This window comes from Rhodonellum sp. (assembly GCF_030656585.1).
In the GTDB taxonomy this organism is placed as follows: domain Bacteria; phylum Bacteroidota; class Bacteroidia; order Cytophagales; family Cyclobacteriaceae; genus Rhodonellum; species Rhodonellum psychrophilum.
The window spans coordinates 80,359-102,490 of sequence record NZ_JAUSPP010000042.1 but is presented as its reverse complement, the minus strand read 5'-3'; the positions used below and the strand labels follow the sequence as shown (position 1 = coordinate 102,490).

General features: G+C 40.9%; 22 protein-coding genes. 13 read left to right on the top strand and 9 right to left on the bottom strand.

What is annotated here, in order from left to right; all coding sequences use genetic code 11:
• Positions 1-171 precede the first annotated feature (171 nt).
• The 10 genes from Q7J63_RS11180 to argH all read left to right on the top strand — a co-directional run bounded on the left by Q7J63_RS11180 (position 172) and on the right by argH (position 10,362).
• A complete protein-coding gene (locus tag Q7J63_RS11180; RefSeq protein WP_304886158.1) occupies positions 172-1,437 on the top strand; it encodes an aminotransferase class V-fold PLP-dependent enzyme in 1,266 nt (421 codons plus the stop codon).
• 160 nt (positions 1,438-1,597) lie between these two features.
• On the top strand, positions 1,598-1,729 hold the full coding sequence (locus Q7J63_RS11175; protein WP_019598791.1) for a hypothetical protein: 132 nt from the start codon (positions 1,598-1,600) through the stop codon (positions 1,727-1,729).
• Positions 1,730-1,847: 118 nt separating this feature from the next.
• Complete coding sequence (locus Q7J63_RS11170; RefSeq protein ID WP_019598792.1) at positions 1,848-2,528, top strand: N-acetyltransferase; 681 nt, start codon at positions 1,848-1,850, stop codon at positions 2,526-2,528.
• Positions 2,529-2,564: 36 nt separating this feature from the next.
• Entirely contained in the window at positions 2,565-3,764 is a 1,200-nt protein-coding gene (locus Q7J63_RS11165; RefSeq protein WP_019598793.1) for an argininosuccinate synthase, read from the top strand.
• Positions 3,751-4,719 carry an N-acetyl-gamma-glutamyl-phosphate reductase gene (argC, locus tag Q7J63_RS11160; protein ID WP_019598794.1) on the top strand — a complete coding sequence of 323 codons (969 nt, stop codon included), beginning with the start codon at positions 3,751-3,753 and terminating at the stop codon, positions 4,717-4,719. Before Q7J63_RS11165 ends, argC begins: the two co-directional genes overlap by 14 nt.
• A 10-nt stretch (positions 4,720-4,729) precedes the next feature.
• A complete protein-coding gene (locus tag Q7J63_RS11155; RefSeq protein ID WP_304886154.1) occupies positions 4,730-5,860 on the top strand; it encodes an aspartate aminotransferase family protein in 1,131 nt (376 codons plus the stop codon).
• 162 nt (positions 5,861-6,022) lie between these two features.
• Positions 6,023-6,967 (top strand): acetylornithine carbamoyltransferase, encoded by a 945-nt coding sequence (locus tag Q7J63_RS11150; protein WP_022582221.1) that lies wholly within the window; start codon positions 6,023-6,025, stop codon positions 6,965-6,967.
• A 27-nt stretch (positions 6,968-6,994) separates the two neighbouring features.
• Complete coding sequence (gene argB / locus Q7J63_RS11145) at positions 6,995-7,795, top strand: acetylglutamate kinase (RefSeq protein ID WP_019598797.1); 801 nt, start codon at positions 6,995-6,997, stop codon at positions 7,793-7,795.
• A gap of 90 nt (positions 7,796-7,885) precedes the next feature.
• The gene (locus tag Q7J63_RS11140) at positions 7,886-8,977 is read left to right on the top strand and encodes a M20 family metallo-hydrolase (protein WP_304886151.1); all 1,092 of its coding nucleotides are present in this window, start codon (positions 7,886-7,888) and stop codon (positions 8,975-8,977) included.
• A gap of 47 nt (positions 8,978-9,024) precedes the next feature.
• Positions 9,025-10,362, top strand: coding sequence for an argininosuccinate lyase (gene argH, locus Q7J63_RS11135; RefSeq protein WP_304886149.1), 1,338 nt, complete (start codon positions 9,025-9,027; stop codon positions 10,360-10,362).
• Between the two features lie 127 nt (positions 10,363-10,489).
• Here argH and Q7J63_RS11130 read toward each other — a convergent pair whose 3' ends face one another.
• From Q7J63_RS11130 to Q7J63_RS11120, 3 genes are all read right to left on the bottom strand, one after another.
• Positions 10,490-10,774: a hypothetical protein gene (locus Q7J63_RS11130; protein WP_304886147.1), complete on the bottom strand. Its 285-nt coding sequence runs from the start codon at positions 10,772-10,774 to the stop codon at positions 10,490-10,492.
• A 10-nt stretch (positions 10,775-10,784) separates the two neighbouring features.
• Positions 10,785-11,300 carry a hypothetical protein gene (locus Q7J63_RS11125; protein WP_304886145.1) on the bottom strand — a complete coding sequence of 172 codons (516 nt, stop codon included), beginning with the start codon at positions 11,298-11,300 and terminating at the stop codon, positions 10,785-10,787.
• A 129-nt stretch (positions 11,301-11,429) separates the two neighbouring features.
• Positions 11,430-11,795 (bottom strand): hypothetical protein, encoded by a 366-nt coding sequence (locus tag Q7J63_RS11120; protein ID WP_019598803.1) that lies wholly within the window; start codon positions 11,793-11,795, stop codon positions 11,430-11,432.
• Between the two features lie 295 nt (positions 11,796-12,090).
• Here Q7J63_RS11120 and Q7J63_RS11115 point away from each other — a divergent pair, with 295 nt between their 5' ends.
• Together Q7J63_RS11115 and Q7J63_RS11110 are read left to right on the top strand one after the other, a co-directional pair.
• Positions 12,091-12,705: a sigma factor-like helix-turn-helix DNA-binding protein gene (locus Q7J63_RS11115; protein WP_304886143.1), complete on the top strand. Its 615-nt coding sequence runs from the start codon at positions 12,091-12,093 to the stop codon at positions 12,703-12,705.
• Positions 12,702-13,421, top strand: coding sequence for a DUF3307 domain-containing protein (locus Q7J63_RS11110; RefSeq protein WP_304886141.1), 720 nt, complete (start codon positions 12,702-12,704; stop codon positions 13,419-13,421). The genes Q7J63_RS11115 and Q7J63_RS11110 overlap by 4 nt, the downstream gene beginning before the upstream one ends.
• A 13-nt stretch (positions 13,422-13,434) precedes the next feature.
• Here Q7J63_RS11110 and Q7J63_RS11105 read toward each other — a convergent pair whose 3' ends face one another.
• The 5 genes from Q7J63_RS11105 to Q7J63_RS11085 form a co-directional block, all read right to left on the bottom strand.
• A complete protein-coding gene (locus tag Q7J63_RS11105) occupies positions 13,435-13,956 on the bottom strand; it encodes a hypothetical protein (RefSeq protein ID WP_026333738.1) in 522 nt (173 codons plus the stop codon).
• A gap of 11 nt (positions 13,957-13,967) precedes the next feature.
• On the bottom strand, positions 13,968-15,266 hold the full coding sequence (locus Q7J63_RS11100; RefSeq protein WP_304886138.1) for a hypothetical protein: 1,299 nt from the start codon (positions 15,264-15,266) through the stop codon (positions 13,968-13,970).
• A 9-nt stretch (positions 15,267-15,275) separates the two neighbouring features.
• A complete protein-coding gene (locus tag Q7J63_RS11095) occupies positions 15,276-15,851 on the bottom strand; it encodes a YceI family protein (protein WP_019598809.1) in 576 nt (191 codons plus the stop codon).
• Positions 15,852-16,038: 187 nt separating this feature from the next.
• Positions 16,039-17,706 carry a hypothetical protein gene (locus tag Q7J63_RS11090; RefSeq protein ID WP_304886135.1) on the bottom strand — a complete coding sequence of 556 codons (1,668 nt, stop codon included), beginning with the start codon at positions 17,704-17,706 and terminating at the stop codon, positions 16,039-16,041.
• 232 nt (positions 17,707-17,938) lie between these two features.
• Complete coding sequence (locus Q7J63_RS11085; RefSeq protein ID WP_304886133.1) at positions 17,939-18,463, bottom strand: DinB family protein; 525 nt, start codon at positions 18,461-18,463, stop codon at positions 17,939-17,941.
• A 68-nt stretch (positions 18,464-18,531) separates the two neighbouring features.
• Between Q7J63_RS11085 and Q7J63_RS11080 the strand changes: the two genes are divergently transcribed.
• On the top strand, positions 18,532-19,881 hold the full coding sequence (locus Q7J63_RS11080; protein WP_304886131.1) for a M28 family metallopeptidase: 1,350 nt from the start codon (positions 18,532-18,534) through the stop codon (positions 19,879-19,881).
• Positions 19,882-20,375: 494 nt separating this feature from the next.
• Here Q7J63_RS11080 and Q7J63_RS11075 read toward each other — a convergent pair whose 3' ends face one another.
• On the bottom strand, positions 20,376-22,097 hold the full coding sequence (locus Q7J63_RS11075; protein ID WP_304886130.1) for a sodium:solute symporter: 1,722 nt from the start codon (positions 22,095-22,097) through the stop codon (positions 20,376-20,378).
• Between the last annotated feature and the right edge of the window lie 35 nt (positions 22,098-22,132).

The window sequence follows — 22,132 nt, the reverse complement described above, 5'->3', positions numbered from 1 at the left end:
TGAAATTAAAAGAATGTCCCTCCTGCGCCATGAATGTGGATGAAAAAGCCGTAAAATGTCCCATTTGTGCCTTTGATTTTCCAAAACGAAACCCAATTTATCAATGGGTCGCCATCTTGCTGGCAATTGTATTTATTCTGTCTTTCATTCTGTAATTGAAAATCCAAGCCCATGAATAAAAGGAGTTTTCTGAAAAATCTGGCAGTTACGGGAATCGCTGCATCAACCCCCTTTCGCTCAATTTCCGAAATTTTGGCACCTTACCAGCATTTGGCTCCCGAAGAGTTGGCCAGTGAAGATGTATTCTGGAACCAAATTAGAGAAGGGTATCGGCTAAAGCCGGATTACATCAATCTTGAAAATGGGTATTACTGTTTTTTACCCCAGGATACCTTGGAGCAATATATCCAACACATCCGCGAAATCAATTATCAAGGATCCTATTATATGCGCACGGTTCAATGGGAAAACAGAGCCAAAAATGCATCTCGGTTGGCTGATTTTTTTGGAGCAAGTCCCGAAGAATTGGCCATCACCCGAAATACCACTGAATCTTTGGATCTTATCATCGCAGGTTTTCCATGGCAAAAAGGGGACGAAGCCATCATGGCCGAACAGGATTATGGAAGCATGCTCAACATGTTCACATTGGTTGCCAGACGGCATGGCATCGTCAATAAAATTATTTCTGTCCCAAACCATCCCACTTCGGATGAGGAAATCGTTAAATTGTATGAGGCTGCGATCACGCCAAAAACCAAACTAATAATGGTCAGCCACATGATAAATATCACAGGCCAAATTCTTCCCATTAAAAAAATATGCCAAATGGCACACCGCCACGGTGTAGAAGTAATGGTAGACGGAGCCCATGCAATCGCACATTTCAAATTCAGAATTGACGATTTGGAATGTGATTATTATGGATCCAGTTTGCACAAATGGCTCAGCGTACCCTTGGGAGCAGGATTGCTTTATGTAAACAAAAATAAAATCAATAAAATAGAACCGCTGTTGGCTCCTTTTGAATTAGATCAGGGAACGATTTCAAACCTTAACCAAATTGGTACACATCCAGTCGCTACTGATTTGGCGATTTCAAATGCCTTGGATTTTTATGAAAAAATAGGTGTGGAAAGAAAGGAAGCAAGGTTGCGGTATTTGCAGCGGTATTGGAGCGATGCTGTAAGGAATGTTCCAGGAATACAGATGAATACGCCAGAAGCACCCAAGCGCTCCTGTGCCATTGCGAATGTCGGAATCAAAGGGATGGACCCCTCGGTTATGGCAAAGACATTGATGGAAAAATATAAAATCTTTACTGTAGCCATCGATGGTGCAAATGTTCGTGGCTGTCGCATCACTCCGAATGTGTATACCACTACAAATGAATTGAATGTATTTATTGAAGCACTGAAACAAATGGCGAAAGTTTAATTGTTATTATTTCAAAATTCCATATAATTTATTGAATTTAAAATAATTTACCCTTGACTTCTTTTCCATTTGATCTTTAATGTGTTTTTTTATTGCATTTAATGAAACGATTGCTTGGATTTTATTTCAATACTTGTAACCTTTGTGTATAAATTAAAAAATGACAAAGATTATCGACATATCCATGCTTACAACCGAAGCCAAACCAATGGTTTTGGGAGGATTGGCTATGTTTTATTTTTCTTCCTTGAGGAGTTTTAGGAACAGTTTTAGGGCAAAGTCCCTCTACTAATTTTTAGTTTCCTACGTGGACAACTGCCAACAGCCATTCAAAACTCTTGTTCAATCCCCCAAAGCGCTTAATTTCAATTTGTTAAGTGCTTCCAATTTATTTCCCCAATTTGATAATAATGGATAATATTTCATTTATCATTCAGCCAGCCACCGAGCAGCACAGTAAGTTTGCCGAAACCATCACTGATGAAATGGAGCAATCTGCCAAGGCGCGTGGGACCGGTATCGCTAAAAGATCTCCCGAATACATCAAAATGAAAATGATGGAAGGAAAGGCAGTAATCGCCTTGACCAAGGAGGGAGAATGGGCAGGGTTTTGCTATATAGAGGCTTGGGGTCACGGTAAATTTGTCGCAAACTCGGGGCTGATCGTAGCGCCAAAATTCAGAAAATTTGGACTTGCCCGACTGATCAAAAAAGAAATTTTCAAATTGAGCAGAGCCAAATACCCGGATTCCAAAATCTTCGGACTCACCACCGGTGCTGCAGTCATGAAAATCAATTCCGAATTGGGCTATATACCCGTTTCTTATGGGGACCTCACCGATGATGAGCAATTTTGGAAGGGATGCCAAAGCTGTATCAATTACGAAATCCTGAAAAGCAAAGAAAAACAGAATTGCTTATGTACAGCGATGTTGTATGAACCAAAAGCGATAAAGGACACTCACGAGGATTTGGCTTTGAGAACGGATTTCAAGAAAAATATCAAGCTGTTTGAGCGATGGACGAGACTGAAAAAATTCGTCATGCTCAATCTCAAAAAGACAAAGAACAAAACGTTTGGCTTATTTTAAACTTAAGAACCTAACTGTTAATTAAAACCCATAAAAATGAAAAAAGTAGTATTGGCATATAGCGGAGGATTGGACACCACTTTTTGTGCATTGCATTTATCCAAAGATTTGGGATATGAAGTGCATGCTGTTTTGATCAATACCGGTGGATTTTCCCAAGCCGAACTTGAAGAAACCGAAGAAAGAGCAAATAGCCTTGGAATCGCTTCCTTTACGGTCTTGGAAGTGACAAAAGCGTATTACGAGGAAGTTATCAAATTTTTGGTTTTTGGGAACGTGTTGAAAAATCAGACCTATCCCCTATCCGTGAGTGCCGAGAGGATTCTCCAAGCAAAAACCTTAGCGGAATACGCAAAAAAAATAGGCGCAAAAAGTGTCGCCCATGGCAGTACCGGAGCTGGGAATGACCAGGTTCGATTTGACATGATTTTTCAGACGATCGTTCCGGACATTGAAATCATCACGCCCATCCGTGACCTCAAACTCAGCAGACAGGACGAGATTCTGTACTTACAAAAACATGGGGTATCGATGAATTTCGAAAAAGCCGCCTATTCCATCAACAAAGGAATATGGGGAACATCGGTAGGAGGAAAAGAAACCTTGACTTCAAGTCAAACCCTACCAGAAGAAGCTTGGCCTACTCAGATTAGCAAAGTTGGTTCAGAAGAAATAAGCATCACCTTCGAAAAGGGGGAAATTAAGGCCGTCAACGAAATTGAATATGATAACCCAGTGGACGCCATCCTGAAAATTCAAGAAATTGCTGCCCCTTACGGAATTGGCAGGGATATCCACGTCGGAGATACCATTATAGGAATCAAGGGTAGAGTCGGCTTTGAAGCTGCCGCACCTTTGGTTATCATCAAAAGCCATCAGCTTTTGGAAAAACATACCTTGACCAAATGGCAAACCTTCTGGAAAAACCAATTGTCCGAATTTTATGGCACCCATTTGCATGAAGGTCATTATTTGGATCCCGTGATGCGGAATTTGGAAGCCTTCTTGGCTGACACGCAGGATTTCGTTTCCGGCACGGTAAAAGTAGCTTTGTTTCCGTACCGATTCCAGTTGATAGGCATTGAATCCGAACATGATTTGATGGCTTCCAAATTTGGGAGTTATGGGGAAATAAACAAGGGCTACACGGCAGAAGATGTAAAAGGGTTCACCCGAATCCTCGGGAATCAAACTGCCATCTTCCACCAAGTAAACCACGCTGATGAAGAAAATTAAAACCGCCATTATCGGGGCCGCTGGCTATACTGGAGGAGAATTGATCAGGATTTTGGTCAATCATCCCAACTGTGAATTGGTCTATGTGCACAGCAATAGCCAAAAAGGAAAAAAAGTCAGCCAGGTTCACCCCGATTTGATTGGAGATACCGATTTGGTATTTACCGACGTCGTGAGTGGAGAAGGTATTGAAGCAATATTCCTTGGATTGCCACATGGAGAAACGAAAGGCTTCTTGGAAAAACATGATTTTGATACCGATACCGTAATCATTGATTTGAGCACCGATTTTCGGGACGAAAGCAATGGATTCGTGTATGGCTTGCCTGAAGTGAACAGAGAGAGAATCCAGCATGCCAAAAAAATTGCAAACCCTGGTTGTTTCGCAACCACCATCCAATTGGCACTTGCCCCGGCCGTCGCAAAAGGTTGGGTCAAAGATGCTGTCCATATTTCTGGGATCACAGGAAGCACAGGTGCAGGTAAAAAGCTAAGTGACACTTCCCATTTCAGTTACAGGACAAATAATCTTTCTGTCTATAAATTATTCACACACCAGCATCTTCAGGAGATCAAAAAGACTTTTGCTGAACTCCAACCAGGATTTGATGAAGCTCTCCATTTTGTACCCTATAGAGGGAATTTTTCCAGGGGTATTTGGGTGACCGCTTATTTCCCATTTGAGGGAAGCATCGAAGAGGCTGTCAAATCCTATCAAGAATTCTATAAAAATGCAGCCTTCACCCATGTTTCGGAAGCAGATATCGACCTGAAGCAAGTCGTCAACACCAATAAATGCATCCTACATCTCCAGAAGGAAATGGGTCAGTTGGTCATTTATTCTGCGATAGACAATCTGGTCAAAGGAGCTTCCGGACAAGCCGTTCAGAACTTCAATCTGGCTTTTGGCTTGGAAGAGACTACAGGATTGAAACTCAAAAGTATTGCCTTTTAACTTCATGAAAATGAACATATTTGATGTATATCCTTTGATCAACGTGACGCCGGTAAAGGCTTTGGGATCAAATCTTTGGGATGATCAAGGTATCGAATACCTAGATCTTTACGGTGGTCATGCAGTGATCTCTGTGGGACACAGTCATCCGCATTTCAACGAAAGGCTAAAAACACAACTGGATCAAATCACCTTTTACTCCAATTCGGTTCAGATTCCGATCCAAAAAGAATTGGCGGAAAAACTGGGAGAAATGTCTGGTTATCCTAATTTCCAATTATTCCTTTGCAACTCCGGCGCAGAAGCGAATGAAAATGCTTTGAAATTGGCCTCTTTTGTCACTGGAAAATCAGGTTTCATTTCCTTTTCAGGTGCTTTTCACGGAAGAACTTCAGGAGCAGTAGTCCTTACCGACAATCCCAAAATCATTGCTCCCTTCAATCAAAGGAATGATGTACATATTCTTCCTTGGGGAAATATCCAAGCTGTGGAGGACAAATTGAAAGAAGGAAACATCGCAGGAATCATTATTGAAGGAATCCAGGGTGTTGGCGGGATTCACGTTCCCGACCCTAGATTTCTGAAGGAGATTTCAAATTTGACAAAAAAACACGGATCAAAACTAATCCTTGACGAAGTACAATCGGGCTATGGAAGAACCGGCAGATTCTTTGCCCATCAATGGGTGGAGGGGTTAGTACCCGATCTGATCACCATGGCCAAAGGAATGGGAAATGGATTTCCCATCGGTGGGGTTTTGATTCATCCAGACATCAAAGCCTCCCATGGTTTGTTGGGAACCACTTTTGGAGGAAATCATCTGGCCTGCGCAGCTGGTTTGGCCGTATTGGAAATTCTGGAATCCGAAAACCTCATGAAGCATGCCGAAAAAATGGGCACATTTCTGTTGGAGGAATTGCCAAAGATCCAAGGGGTTAAAGAGGTTCGTGGAAAAGGCTTGATGATTGGGTTGGATTTGGATCGTGAAGCAGGTCCCGTTCGTTCTGAATTGGTTGCGAAATACAAAATATTCACAGGCAGTTCAGCAGGAAAACATACCATTCGTTTGCTTCCTCCTTTAAATATTAAAATAAATCAGCTAACTTCGTTTTTGGATAGTTTAAAGAAAATTTTGATTTAAGCCTTACAAAAGAGGATAAATAAGGCTTAAGACCAGATATGCCTTGCTCATAGAAAAAGAATGTGGAGAGAAAAGTCTCCTTATTCATTTTCACAATGGATTCGATACAACTACGAATAAAATTACAGAGAGATCTTAAGATCCACTTTGGAGAAAAACAACATGATGCATTTTACAAATTTCGAAAATAAGGAAATTGCTGACCAGCTTATTCAAAAGGCTTTGTTCTATAAAGCTGACCCAAGGAAAGATCTTTCCAAAGGTTTGGGAAAAAGAGTGGGTTGTATTTTCCTGAATCCGTCCCTAAGAACAAGGGCCAGCACGCAAATTGCGGCCCAGAATCTGGGAATGGAATCCATCGTACTCAACATGGACAAGGAAGGTTGGGCTTTGGAAATGCAAGACGGTGCGGTAATGAACAAAGGCACAGTAGAACACATCAAAGATGCAGCTGCAGTTTTGGGAACGTACTTTGATGTTTTGGCCATTCGGGCATTCCCCTCCCTTTCAAACAAACAAGAAGATACAGAGGATTTTGTTTTCAATCAGTTTGTGAAGTATTCAGGAAAACCAGTTATCAGTCTAGAGAGTGCCATTCGGCATCCCTTGCAAAGCCTAGCCGACATGATTACCATTCAGGAAAATCAAATTGCCGGAAAAAGCCCAAAAATTGTCCTTACTTGGGCGCCACACATCAAAGCCATTCCTCATGCCGTAGCCAATTCTTTTGCAGAATGGGCAATTGGTTGTGGACATGACTTGACGATTGCACACCCGGAAGGATACGAACTGGATGTTGAATTTACCAAAGGGGCAAAAATAGAATATGACCAGAAAACAGCCCTTGAAGGCGCAGATTTTGTTTATGTCAAAAACTGGTCTGGATTCAACGAGTATGGAAAAATCCTGAGTACGGACGATTCATGGATGTTGACAGAAAAGCATTTTGAATTTGCCAATAACGCTAAAGTCATGCATTGCCTCCCTGTCAGAAGAAACGTGGAACTTTCGGATGAAATCCTGGATGGGCCCAGAAGCTTGATTCAACAGCAAGCTGCCAACAGGATATATGCTGCTCAGGCGGTTTTGAGTAAGATTATTGAATAAAGAAATTCAGCCAAATCCATATCACCCATGAATATCAGCATCATTAAAATCGGAGGAAATGTCATTGATTATCCCGAAAAATTGAATGAATTTCTTTATCTTTTTTCAAGGTTTCCAGGGAATAAGATATTGATCCACGGAGGAGGCATCATGGCTTCCAAATTTGGCGAAAGCTTGGGTGTTATGCCCGAAATGGTAGATGGAAGAAGGATCACCGACAAAGATACCCTGGACGTTGTCACCATGGTGTATGCGGGATTGATCAACAAACAGATTGTGGCCAAACTTCAACATCTCAAGCAAAACGCCTTGGGAATGACTGGTGCCGACGGCAATTTGATAAGGTCCATCAAAAGACCCGTGAAGACCATAGACTATGGATTTGTTGGGGATATCAAGGAGATCAACATTGATTTGTTGGAAACTATGTTATCGGGAAACTTGCTCCCCGTTGTGTGTGCGATCACCCATGATAAAAAGGGCCAATTGCTGAATACCAATGCGGATACCATCGCCTCAGTCATGGCTACGTCTTTGGCCACAAAACACAATGTCAACCTTTATTTTTGTTTTGACAAAGCAGGCGTTTTGATCGATGAAAAAAACGACAATTCCATTATTCCTTTGATCAATGAAGAGATTTATTCCGAACTCAAAAAGGAAAATGTAATCCATTCAGGAATGATCCCCAAACTGGACAATGCTTTTTCGGCTCTCAATAAGGGGGTAAACCATGTTTGGATAGGAAAAGCGGAAAACCTATTGCTCGCTGCCAAAGGAAAACTCTCTGGCACGACGATTGAAAAACATAAATACGATCTTTATTAGAAGCAATTCATTGGAAGTATCGCTTCCAATGAATTGTGTGAAATCCGTACGTTTTCATCCGTTCGGAAAAAAAATACAGGTATCCAAAAAATGAATTCATCAAACAATTTAACATTTTCAAATTTGGGTGAAGAAGCCATAGCCTTACTGAAATCATTGATTGAGACCGTTTCTTTCAGTAAGGAAGAAGAAAAATCCGCAGACTTGATACAGGATTTTTTTGAGCAGAGAGGAATCATTACCAAGCGAGAAAACAACAATGTGATCGTTTTCAATAAGTTTTTTGATCCGTTAAAACCCTCCATCCTACTCAATTCCCACCACGACACCGTGAAGCCAAATGCCGGCTATACAAAAGATCCTTTCAAAGCGATTGTTGAAGATGGTAAATTATTCGGTTTGGGCAGCAATGATGCTAGCGGTTGTCTTGTCAGTTTGATAGCCGCATTTTTAGTTTATTATGACCAAGATTTGCCTTACAACTTGGTGATGGCAGCAACAGCGGAGGAAGAAATTTCAGGACAAAATGGAATCGAATCCATCTTGTCCCAACTGCCTGAATTTGAACTTGCCATCGTAGGGGAACCTACTTTGCTACAAATGGCTGTGGCCGAAAAGGGACTTATGGTGATTGATGCCGAAGTAAAGGGCATGGCGGGCCATGCCGCAAGAAATGAAGGTGACAATGCCATATACAAGGCCTTGGATGATTTGAATTTGATCAGATCCTACAAATTCCAAAAGATTTCCCCGTATTTGGGAGAAACCAAAGTCACTGCCACCATCCTTCAGGCAGGTAGCCAACACAATGTTGTTCCGGATATTTGCCGCTATACATTGGATGTTAGGATTACGGACAGCTACACGCTTGAAGAAATATTGGCTGAATTGAAACAAAATCTAAGCGCCACATTGACACCCAGGTCCATGCGGTTAAAATCCTCTCACATTCCTGAGAATCACCCCATTTTAGCCGTTGGGAAATCCATGAACATGGACCAGTATGGAAGCCCTACCCTTTCCGATCAAGCGCTTATCCCTTACCCATCTGTCAAAATAGGACCAGGTGATTCCGCCCGGTCGCATAGTCCGGACGAATTTATTTTTTTGGAGGAAATCCAAAATGGGATCAAAGTCTATGTGGAATTATTGGATAGGTACATGCATACCGAAAAATCATAAATCAAATCACCATTTAGGGTACAGATTACCTTATTAATATCAAAAAAATGAAACTCTGGCAAAAAGACACCAACAGCAAAAAAGAAGTTGAAGCATTCACCATCGGGCGTGATCCTGAATTTGACATTATTTTGGCACCCTTCGATGTTTTGGGATCGGTTGCCCACGCGGTCATGTTGGAAGAAATCGGCCTGTTGACTTCCGATGAATTGGCCACACTTAAAAAAGGGCTGAAGGAAATTTACCTCGAAATCGAAAAAGGCCAATTCCGAATCGAAGAGGGTGTGGAAGACGTCCATTCACAAGTGGAATTTTTGCTTACCCAGCGCTTCGGAGATGTGGGCAAAAAACTGCACAGTGGCCGATCCAGAAACGATCAGGTTTTGGTGGATCTCAAACTGTATTACAGGGCTGCACTGCGGGAACTGGTAGAAGCTACGGAAGAACTTTTCAGCTTGCTTCAAGACCTTTCGGAAAAACACAATAAGGACTTGATGCCAGGTTACACGCATACACAATTGGCCATGCCTTCCTCCTTCGGGCTTTGGTTTGGCTCCTTTGCGGAAAGCTTGACGGAAGACATGGATCTTTTGCTAGCCGCTTACCAATTGTCAAACAAAAATCCTTTGGGATCTGCGGCGGGATACGGCTCTTCCTTTCCACTGAACCGAAGTTTGACTACCCAATTATTGGGATTTGCTGACCTTCATCACAATGTCATCAATGCCCAGAACAGCCGTGGAAAAACAGAGAAATACATTTCATTTGCCTTGTCTGGTTTGTCCGGTACGCTGAATAAATTGGCAGCAGATATTTGCCTTTTCATGAACCAACATTTTGGATTCATCACTTTTCCCGATGAACTCACCACGGGAAGCAGCATCATGCCACACAAGAAAAACCCCGATGTATTTGAGCTTATCCGGGCCAAGACCAATCAGATTCAGGCACTTCCACAAACCATTGCCTTGCTGCTGACAAATATGACCACCGGTTACCATCGTGATTTACAGTTGCTGAAAGAATCGATCTTCCCTGGGATGGAATCCACTTTGGATTGCATCAAGATGACCATTTTCATGTTGAAGGAAATCAAGGTGAAAGAAAACATCCTGAAGGATCCATTCTACAAGCACGTATTTAGTGTTGAGGAAGTCAATCATTTGGTCCTGCAGGGAGTTCCTTTTCGCGATGCCTATAAAAAGGTGGGATATGCAATTGAGGCAGATGATTTTAAGCCCGATCAGGAAAAATTAAAACATAGCCATGAGGGAAGCATTGGTAATCTTTGCACAAAAGAAATCAAGGCCAAAATGGATCGAAAGCTTGCTGCTTTTGAGTTTGAGAAAATGAATAAGGCCTTAGAGCAATTGATCCTGAATTGACATCAATTGATTTGTTCACAGCATCAGTGAACAAATTAAATTGAGAGATTATCATCCAAGAGAGGTGCCTTGATCCTCGGATTTTGGGTATTGAAAAAGAGGCCTGAAAATTCAGGCCTCTTTTTGATTAGAATGCAATTTGAAGGATTGCGATGATGGGGATAAACAAGGCACCTTTGAGACAGATGCTTTCTTCTGTCACCGCCCAGATGGTTGTTTCCACCATTGCGGGATTACCCAATTCGTTTACAAAGATAATCTTCACTTTGGTGTGGTCTACATTGCCCAAAACCCGAGCATGATTGAGGTCGGTCAATCGGAGCTTTTGTTGTGCTGCTCCCTGTATAACATCCACCTTGGAAAAATGAAAATCAGAAAGTTGCTCTTTGTTGATGATTTTGACGGTTTCCATATTTTTTGATTTAAACTGCGCTAACCAATTCTTTTATTTTCAAGTTGGACTGAAGAAGGGATTGCCAGTTTCTGATCAATGGCAATTCCCCGTTCAAATCCGAGAATTTTTCAGCATCATAAAACTCCAATGTGACCTGCCTCCTTTGAGGATTTCTTGTGTGAAAAGTCAAATCCAGGTTATCAGTGACCTTTCTTTTTTCCTTTTCACCACCAATTTCATGGGTTTTTTCATGAATTTCGATCGATTGAATTTGATCAAGGTCAATTTCTATTACCACGGGAACTTCCTCAAAATGTACATACACCAGCTTTTTAAGCTGGGTATCCAAACCCAACATATAGCGATTCCTCCAGATTTCTTTGTGGGAGAAATGAAGTCCTTTTTCTTTGGCCAGAGCGGCAAGAAATTGATTTTCAGTTTCCTCTATTTTTTTGTTTTTTCTGTGATTCAGGTACAGAGGGGTCATAAATGCCACGGATAAAACCACGGCAAAGCCAATTGTGATATAATCTATTTCGAACATTTTGTTTCAGATTGATAAGCAGGCCGCTAATGGAATGAATGGTGACATTCGCATTTTTCAACCCGCGGATTTATATATTGATTTGGTAATGAGGCATATAGCCTCCTTGCATTCTAAAAAATATACGTATTACCAAAAATAGGCAAAAGGAAAAATAAGGGTAGAAATGGTTAAATTGACTGACACCAGTCTGGACAAAGCAAGTATTTTTGATACTTCTCCGTCGTGTTTCCATTGGATTGTAAAGGAACTGAAATAATAAAACAGAGTGTTTTTTACATCAATTCTTATGGTATTGAAATCATTTTTGTCTGCATCCAACAAATAAGCCAATCCATCTGCAAGATCTAAACTCGAATTTTGAAAAGTTGATTTAATCTCCGAATCTGCCTGCTTGTCAATTTTACTCGATTCAAAAAAAGGCAAACCCGTACTGATAAAAGCCATGATGGCTATCAGTAGTATGGAGATTGCTTTTTTAGGACTTTTATTCACAATACAAATCTAAATAGAATACCAGTTCGATTTACAAATTTAACCATCAATATTTTTCCCTTTTCAATGATTTTTTTTGAAATCTATAAAGCCAAAATAAACTTCCATTTGGATCTCAACGTGACCAAATGGATTCGGGTTTTTGGGGAGGCAGTTTAGCGATTTTCATATCTGTCCGGAAACAGATATTTTAATTTATCTGCTCATAGGCAGATAATACAATATATCTGGTTATAGGCGGATATTTTTGCATATCTGCTAAAAAACAGATATTTTTGATCAAACATGTTTATTTATGGTCAGCATCATTACAGGTGATATCATCAATTCCAGAAAAATCGAGCCAACCCTTTGGATGGTTCCTCTTAAGGAGATTTTAAATGGACAAGGAAACGAACCCAAAGCCTGGGAGATTTTCAGGGGAGATCATTTCCAATTGGAAGTAAAGCCACCCGAGGAAAGTCTTTTGACTGCCATCAAGATCAAAGCAAATATCAGATCCATCAAAGGAGTCGATGTCCGGATGGCCATTGGAATAGGCGAGAAAACGCATGACGCCCCAAAAATCAGTGAATCCAATGGTAGTGCCTTCATCCACTCTGGAGAATCCTTTGAAAAACTCAAGGACCAAACCCTGTCGCTCAAAACACCATGGTCAGAGATCGATGAGGAAATGAATCTTGCCATCAGCTTGGCATTGATGACCATGGATGGTTGGACCCCTGCAGGTGCCGAAATCGTAAAAATGAGGTTAGAGCATCCAAAAGCCAATCAAAATGAGTTGGCGGAAATCTTGAATATTAGCCAAGGGAGAGTAAGCGAGCGGCTAAAAAGAGCGGGTTGGGAGCAAATCCAAAAATTGGAGACACGTTTCAGACAATTAATCAACAATCAAATTAAGCTTAAATGATACTGTTTTTTAAATTTTTACTGGCGCATTTACTTGGGGATTTTGTATTTCAACCTTATTCTTGGGTTAAAGACAAAGAGAAAAAAGGCTACAAATCCCGAAAGCTATATTTTCATTTGGGGGTTCACGCTTTATTACTTGCCACGGTCTTGTTTTTTGACATTTCTTTTTGGTTGGGATTTTTATTGATCTTGATCAGTCATTATGGAATTGACTTGATCAAAATCTATTGGACCAACGAGAAAAATGAACGTTTGCTGTTTTTTTTGGACCAAATGCTCCATTTGGTTTCATTGGCTTTGATCAGCCAAATGTATGAACCCATGAAGATCGACTGGCAATTTCTAGGCTCGGCAGAACTGGGCTATTTTTTATTGGCATTGGTGATGGTGACCTTTGTCGGGGCCATTTTGATCAAGGTAATCATCTCTCCCTGGAGTCCGAAAACAGAAGAGAAGGATGGGGATTCCTTGGCAAAGGCGGGAAGATACATCGGGATGTTGGAACGTTTGTTCATCTTTGGATTTGTTCTGCTGGACTTTTTGGGTGGAATAGGATTTTTGCTTGCTGCAAAATCAATTTTCAGATTTGGGGACCTGAGGTTGGCAAGGGATAGAAAATTGACAGAATATATATTGATAGGAACTTTGCTGAGCTTTGGGCTCGCGATTCTGATTGGTTTCCTGTTTAAAAAATTGGTACTGGGGCAAGTTTGAAATTGGAGAGATTCTAATATCCCAGTTTGATTTCAAGGGCAAGTGACTCATCAACTTTAATGAGTCCACCCATTTTTTTTGGAGCTTCCAATTCAAGTTGGTCAAAGCTCAAAATTAAATCAGCCTTGAGTTCTCTGTTTTTGTTTTGGAGCGCGAGTGCTTTGAATTCCAATTTTTTTCCTGCTAAGTCAACCGACAAGTCGCAGGTATAATGCATTCCTCTGGATTTTAAGTTACTGACCCTTATTCTTGCATAGGGATAATGCTCTGCTTTGATGGTTTTTCTGAAATCTTTGTTCAAAATAAAATTGCCACAGGAAAACTCTTTCACCAAAATATCAAAAATCAAATCTCCATTTTTTTGGACACCATTAATAACAAGCGTGTCCCCTATACTTTTATCGCAATAATCACAAGTGAAGCCACCCAGTGAAGTATTTCCTGTCACAGAGATTGTTTTCTCGTTGACGATCAAATCCTTTTCTTTGGGACCCAAATGGATCATAAGAACGATAAAAGCAAGTAGGACACGCATGTTTTTATGATTTAGAAACCGATTACACCTTCAATCATCAAGCCATTGAATTTACCACCATTTCTGATGTCAGATGCGGCAAAGTCGTTGTAATTTTGGCTTACATATTCAATTTTAGCAAGGATGTTTTTGGTTACAAACCATCCCCCACCAATCTGAACCCTATCAATGCTTACGTCTATAGCTGGACCAGTTTGAGTAGGAGCCAAAGGTCCACTGACTTTGTTATATCTGGCCGCCAAGTAGAATTTTTCCTGTAACCCAAATCTGTAAACTCCATCAAGACCTACCTGATTCCAAGTTCTCTCATCTGCTTCATTTGCAGCTTTCCCCTTGGATCTTTCCAGATTACCAAAGAACTCAAATCCATGTATTTTAACGAATGGATTGAGGACCATGGCCGTAATATTATCCGTTTGTCCAGGATTGATTCTTCCTGAAGTGAAAGCGGAAGCAGCTGCAATATTTTCCATAACTGTGTAATATCTTGAACCTGCTCTGTCACCGCCATAAAGCGTATTTCTTGAGGAACCTTCTGTAGTATACACAGAGCCGGTCAATCTAACACGGACATTTTCGTTCAGATTCCTATCGAAACCCAATTTACCAATAAAACTTGGTTTTCTTCTGGAAGGATTCGTGACACCTCCTTGGATTTCACCGCCTGTGACAGAACCCATTGCCAAGAAGCCATTGCTTTGGAAATAAAGCTCACCACCTACTTCGGTTGTAAAAGCATCCATGATGTAATTTCCTATGAAAGGATTGTACATGGCATTTCCATTGTCGGATCTTCTATAGTGTGCATCACCGTAATTGATCTCCATGTGTCCGACTCTTAAAGTCACTTTTTCAAATATTTTATCCATAATTGGACTATTTAGGAAGGCGACTTTGTCCACTTGAATATATCCACCTTTTACCCAAGACTCGGAGTGGTGTCTGGAAGAAAGATAAGTAACAAGGTTCAATCGAATACCATCTGCCAAAGCGACGTCAATGTTCAGGTTGGCTGTGGCAAGGTTAGTCCCAGCTCCGATTTCAATCAATTGATTCGCATTAGCACCATTTACCAATCTTTCGGTTGCGGTATTGCTGTGGCTGAGGTTTTGCCACTGTTGAGTGAAATGCCCTCCAATTCTGACTTTCATCCCTTCGAACCCGACGGAATCTATTTTCCCGGTTTCGAAAACATTCAAGCCTCTTTGATCATAGGATCTCCAATATTGCATATCGCGTTGGAGACCTTGGGCCATTAGGGACATAGATATGCCTCCCAAGGCAACCATAGTTAAGATGTACTTTTTCATAATGTTAATTTATTTTGTAGGTTGGAATGTTACATTGAAATGGATACTTACTTCATTTCCGGTTTTGACTGTACCAAACAGGGCTGTTGGAGGATCAATATTGAAATCAGTAAGTTTAAAGGGATGTGAGCCTTTGAAATTGATTTTATCTCCGGTTTTGGAAAAGGTAACAGGTAAACTCACTGTTTTTGTCACGCCAGATATCGTGAAATCACCAACAGCTTCGTATCCGTTGCCTTTTTGGACAAAGCTTTTTAACGCAAATTTGACCTGCTTGTGATCCTTGGTTTTCAAAGCAGCATAGGCATTTTTATCCATCGCGCTCTTTCCGCTTTTTATACTTTCTGCGGGCATCTCAATGGTCGCCATTTTAACATCTGACAGTTTTCCGCCTTCAAGAACAAACTCGGCTTTTCCCGAAGCGGTATTCGAGACCATATCCCAATCATGAAGACTCGACGTCCCTGATATTTTCAGTTCTGCTCCAGGAGCCATGGTATAATTTACTTGAGCGAAAGCTGGGAGACTAAGCGCTATCAATCCGATCAGGATTATTTGTAACCTGCAAAATTTTAGAATATTCATAACAATCTGTGATTTGATTATGAATCAAAGGTAGATCGCTAATAATGGGGAAAACATGAGGAAAATCATACAATCGCATGATAGTATTCACTCTTGGGATTGTTGAAAAAAAACCAATCCCCATAAAAAAATGAATCTCTGCATGTTACGTGCAGAGATTCTGATAATCAAATAAATGGCTCTTTTTTCAAGAAAAGATTCTTTCAAGGATTCTATGCGTAATCAGGTAAGTGGGTCTAACGCCATCCATCCCCAAAGCACCTGATGCAAGTGTACCCCCTGTTTCCAAAGGATTGTCTGATGCATAATAAGCATAAAACACCTTGACATTTTTACGGATACTGTGGCGAATTTTACTTGCTGCCTGAATGGCTTTTTGGTAATGGGCACCTTCCATTTCCAATCCTATGGCTTTCCAAGAAGAATCCATGAAGTAGGCCAAAACATCCTTGTTTTGAAGCGAGGTTCCCAAGACCGTGATCATTGGACCTTCATACACTCCCAATCCAAATCCTTCAAAGTCTTCTTTTTTAAATTCATTCTTGAAGGGATAATTGTCCGCAGTTCCTTCAAAAACATGGCTTGTTGGAATCATCAAATCACCTTTGGTTCCTTTGAGGATTCCTGCTTTGCCCATAATAGAAGCAGTGACAATATCCAAAGGGGTGGAAATGGATCCTTTTTCATAAGGCTTGAGCAGCTCATCAAAACATTCATAGGCTTGCTCTCCAAAGGCATAATCCATCACCAATATGACTGGCTTCTTTTTATCTTCTTTAGGGAGCATTATGCCCGGCAAAATCGAATCCTTTGACATCTTGGCCGTGTCAAAAATCTGCACCCCGATGTTCGTTCCCGAAAGATCAGGCAGATCTATAAACCCATTTTTTGAAGCATAGTTATGGATGTCCTTCGCCTTGTTGCTTTTTGAACCCACACTGATATCCAAAGCGATTTGTTCTATTTCCTCAAATGAATTCAAACCAAAAGCTTGGAATCCATAAATGGTATTGAGTACACTATGGAGATTCGCAGAGATCACATGGATCGGCCTTTCCAAAAGCCCTTCTTCATCCAAAACTGCCTTTATCCTATTGGCCCAAAGTTCACCGTAAACGTGATGTCCTACCCTTTCTCTTAAAGTGGCAGAAAATGATATTTCCCTGTCTTTTTCCTCATAAAACTCATCCATTGCCAATTTTCCAAGGTGATAGACGATGGAGAAAAGGCTATTTGAATTGGATGACGCTTTGAATTTATCGACCGACTGTTGTGTCTCATCAAATGTCCTTCCGGTAATGTGGCTCAGATAAGAACAGGCTGCTTGTTGGTCAAATTCTTCACCCAAGGATTCCTTTTTAACTATTTTTGCCAGCATTTCCCAATTCAAGTTGATTTTCCCTTTGTGGTCAGTGCTGTTCAACCTTATTTTCTCAGCTTCCATGTAGAGGAAAGTAAGGTGGGTAAGAATATCATAGATATCAGATTTGCCACGGGTCATTTCCACAAACATTTGGTCTTGGTCCACACGGTAACAATTTCTTTTTCTTCTGTTGGGTACCAAAGTCGGGAAATTGGCACTTTCATACCCTTCCCTACTGATCAATTGGACATATCTGCATTCCTCTATCCCTCTTGGAAGTCTTTCCATTACATAAAGCAAACCCTCCAGTTCAATTTTTTCAGTGTCTGTCACCAAGCCATATATTTCCGGACTCAATACCAAGAGTGAACTCACCAAGGACTCACCAGAAACTCCCATGGGTTTATATGAACCTCTCATAAAGAGGTGACGCATGGTAATATAAAGCCTCTCAATGGCCGCGCGTGATTCCTGTGCTCTTGTTCTTTTCATTTTTATACTATTTTTCTAATGGATAAATTCAACAAATTTACTATTTTTTTCTTAATCTCAATCTAATTTTTTAGTACAATTGGTTTTTTATTTCTTTTTCCATTATATATTTTTCTGATTCCAAAGGTGGCTTACCCTCTCGACAAAAAACACCCATTTAAAATCAATATCAAAAGCAGGCTCTTAATTTGATTTTTTTTTAATCTCAATCGGTGAAAAAAAAACCATGGTGCTATCCACGTGCATAAAGCGTCTTCAAAATATGCAAATGGTGCTCGGCATGTCCTGGGATAATATTGAACAAAGCGCGAACGCTTACGCCGAATCCATTGGCGTTTCCAATGTTGAGCATTGCGTCATTCGGAATGGTTTTCATCAACGCAACCAGAGCATGCCTCGATTTCTCGAAATCATCCAAGAGCTCTACCAAAGGAACGGCATTGAATTTTGCCCGAACCACATATTCATCTTGGTCAAAACCTGGCATCAATGCTTTTTCACCCCTTGCAAAACACAATGCCCTAAAGGTCATGATCCTATCAGTGTCTGTAACGTGTCCCAAAACCTCCTTTTGAGACCATTTACCGGATGCGTAAGCAAGCTTGGAATTCTCCTCTCCGACTTTTTCGAAATGTTCTTTTATTGCATTGATTTGTCCAAGCAAAATTTTCGGTAGGTCTTGGCCAATGACCAAAGAAATATATCCGGCATAAAAAGGTGCATATTCACCTTCTTTGGGTCTCATAAGATCGTTCATGTAATTATTATTTGGAAGTAAACTATAGATAGGTAAATTTAATTGTTTAACATTCATCCTATTGCAAAATGAAAAAAATATTAATCCTGATCGCTTATTTCACCGTCCATTTGACCATCGGCCAAACACAAATCATCCATAGGAATGCTGAAATCCAACAGATGGTCTCGGAAATTTCCGCCGAAAGCCTTGAGGGATATGTCAGAGCCCTGGCTGCTTTTCGGACCAGGCATACCTTGAGCAAAAATGATCCTAAGGAAGGAATTCTTGCTTCCCAAAACTATGTTTTGGATCATTTTAAATCCTTTGAGGCGGCTTCAGGTGGAAGGTTGACTTCTGAATTAGACATCTTTACCATTCCTGCTGATGGAAGAAGGATTCCTTCGGACAGCCAATTGGGAAATGTAATGGCCACATTAAAAGGTACAGATCCGAACGATGATCGGATTTTTATTATTTCTGCTCATATCGACAGTCGAGCATTGGACATCATGAATACTGAAATAGATGCTCCGGGCGCCAATGATGACGGCTCAGGAGTCGCTGCCATCATAGAATTGACGAAAATCATGTCCAAAAAAGCATTCCAGGCTACAATTGTATTTGTTGTAGTCAGTGGAGAAGAACAAGGACTTAAGGGTGCCGAATACCTCGCCAAAAAAGCAAAAAGTGAGAATTGGAACTTGGTTGCCATGCTCAACAATGACATGATCGGCAACAGCAATTCCTCCCAAACCAATATCAATGACAATACCCGTGTCAGGATTTTTTCTGAAGGTGTGCCAGCTGTGGAAACAGAGCAAATGACCGCCATTCGCCGGTATACCAATGCCGAAAACGACAGCAAATCCAGGCAATTGGCCCGTTTTATCAAAGAAACCGGTGAGCGCTATGTAGACCAATTGGAAGTGAAATTGGTGTATAGAAATGACCGATTCCTCCGTGGTGGCGACCATACACCCTTCGCCAAAGAAGGGTTTACTGCCATCCGGGTATGCGAGATGAACGAAAATTATTACCACCAACATGAAAATGTGCGTGTGGAAGACGGTATCCAATACGGGGATCTCCCGGAATTTGTGGATTTTGAATACATGCGAAAAATCACGGGAATCAACCTGGCTTCCTTGGCTGTATTGGCCGCTGCACCATCGGAGCCTCAAAGCGTGGGAATAGATGTCCGTAAGCTAAGCAATACCTCGACACTCAGATGGGATGCTCCCAAAACCGGTAAGGCAAAGGGCTATTATGTCCTGATGCGTGAAACGGATTCTTCCATGTGGGAAAAGAAGTTTTATACGGAGGAGAATACGCTGACCATCCCCTATTCAAAGGATAATTTTTTCTTTGGCGTTCAGGCCGTTGGTCAAAATGGGCATGAAAGCATGGCAGTCTTTCCCCAGCCGATTACCCGATAATCACGCGATTTTCTATCCGATACATCCACATCCAACTTATGATATAAATTAAAATAAAGGGCAATACGTACAAAATTTGTGCGTATTGCCCTTTATTGTTTTTAAAACTACCTTGTTAAACCCGAATTCCAAGACATTGAGAAAGCAAAGTAAAGCAGCTAACTTGAGGTAAGGTAGATGGAATATTCATCAGGCTTCCTGAAGTAGTTGAAACCATGCGAAAATCATATTACTTTGAGAACAAGGCATGTTACAGATAGGGTTAAGTCAAAAATCTCATGCAAAGATTGATTATTTTTTGATTTCAGACTGAAATAGAATTCGCAATGTAACATTAGGGACAGTATTCACAGGATCCGTAAGAATCGAGATTAAGTGTTTTGGATGATCGTGAAATATTAATGGCTGTAAGAAGTCCGAATATTAATTTTCCAAAAATCAATCAAATCCAATTTACAAATCAGGTTTTTCCCCAAAATGAATCGCTAAAACAATTATTTAACTTCCTCCAACTTTTTACCGAAAATTCCCTGAATGACCATGGCAAAAAACATCACCAACAAACATCCAATGGCATTGTACCAAAGAAACCCGATGTTGATGTCTATTTCAAATACAGTCTCCCCATTTTTCCAATGAATCAATAGAATAACGGCCTCTGCCATTAAAGCAGCCAGAAAGACAGCATTTCCCCTGATCCATTTCATGTAAAATCCCACCAGGAAAATCCCCAAAATGGTACCGTAAAAAAGAGATCCCAAAAGATTTACAGCTTGGATCAAATTTTCAAATAAGGTCGCATAAGTGGCAAAGAGAATGGCAAAGACTCCCCAAATGGCCGTAAACCACTTCGAAGAGTGCATATAGTGGACTTTACTCGCTTTGGTATTCACTGACCTCTTGTAGAGATCTATCGTTGTCGTGGATCCCAAAGCGTTCAATTCGGAGGCGGTAGAAGACATGGCCGCACTGAAAATCACCGCAAACAACAAGCCTATGATTCCTTGGGGCAGATAGTCCATCACAAATCTCATGAATACATAATCCGTGTCACGGGTTTCTGCATTCGCATTGTTTTTCACAATCAACCCTTTCACTTCTTCTCGAATGGATTCTTGTTTGGCATCCTGTTCCTGGATTTTTCCTTTGGCCACAGCAATGCCGTTTTCGTCATCTTTTTCTACTGCGGCCAAAAGTGCGGTGATCTCCACAGATTTTTGTGCAAAGGCAGTAGAAAATTTTTCCTGAAGCAAACCATATTCTTCCTTGTAGGCACTGTTTTCCAATTGCTCGGTCTGCACTTTATTGAAGACCACGGGAGGTTGGAAAAACTGATAGAATACAAATACCATCACGCCAATAAAAAGAATGACAAATTGCATCGGTACTTTCAAAAGCCCATTCATAATCAAGCCCTTCCTGCTTTGTGCCAATGATTTGCCATTAAGGTAGCGCTGTACTTGTGATTGATCCGTTCCAAAATAAGAAAGAAACAAAAAGACCGCAGCGGTCATTCCTGACCAAAAATTATAACGATCTGCAAAGTCAAATTCAAAGTTGACAATATTCAATTTCTCCATTTTACCGGCAACATGGAGGGCTTCCGTAAACTTTACCGGCAACATATAAATCACCAAGATTCCAGCCAGAATCATCCCCCCCATCATTACGCCCATCTGTTGTTTTTGGGTAATTGACACTGCTTTGGTTCCTCCGGACACGGTGTAAATGATGACCAAAATCCCAATGAAAATACAGGTCCAATTAAGGTTCCAACCCAAAAGTGTCGAAAGAATAATTGCCGGGGCGTAAATGGTAATCCCGGCTGCCAATCCCCTTTGGACCAAAAAAAGCAGTGCTGCCAAGGTCCGCGTTTTCATGTCAAAGCGATTTTCCAAATACTCATATGCCGTAAAAACCTTGAGTTTGTAGAAAATTGGAATGAAAGTGACGGAAAGAATAATCATGGCCACGGGTAAACCAAAATAAAACTGGATAAACCGCATTCCATCTTCATAGGCTTGGCCAGGCGTACTCAAAAAGGTAATGGCCGAAGCTTGCGTAGCCATTATGGACAAGCCAATCGTCCACCAATTCATATCGCTGTCTCCCCTTAGATAGCTGTCCATGTCCTTTGGACCATAGGTTTTATAAACCCCATAGGCCACTATCAAAAACAAGGTACCAAACAGGACAACCCAATCCAGAATACTCATGAGAAATGATTAGAGAGCCAGTAGAACAAGAGAAT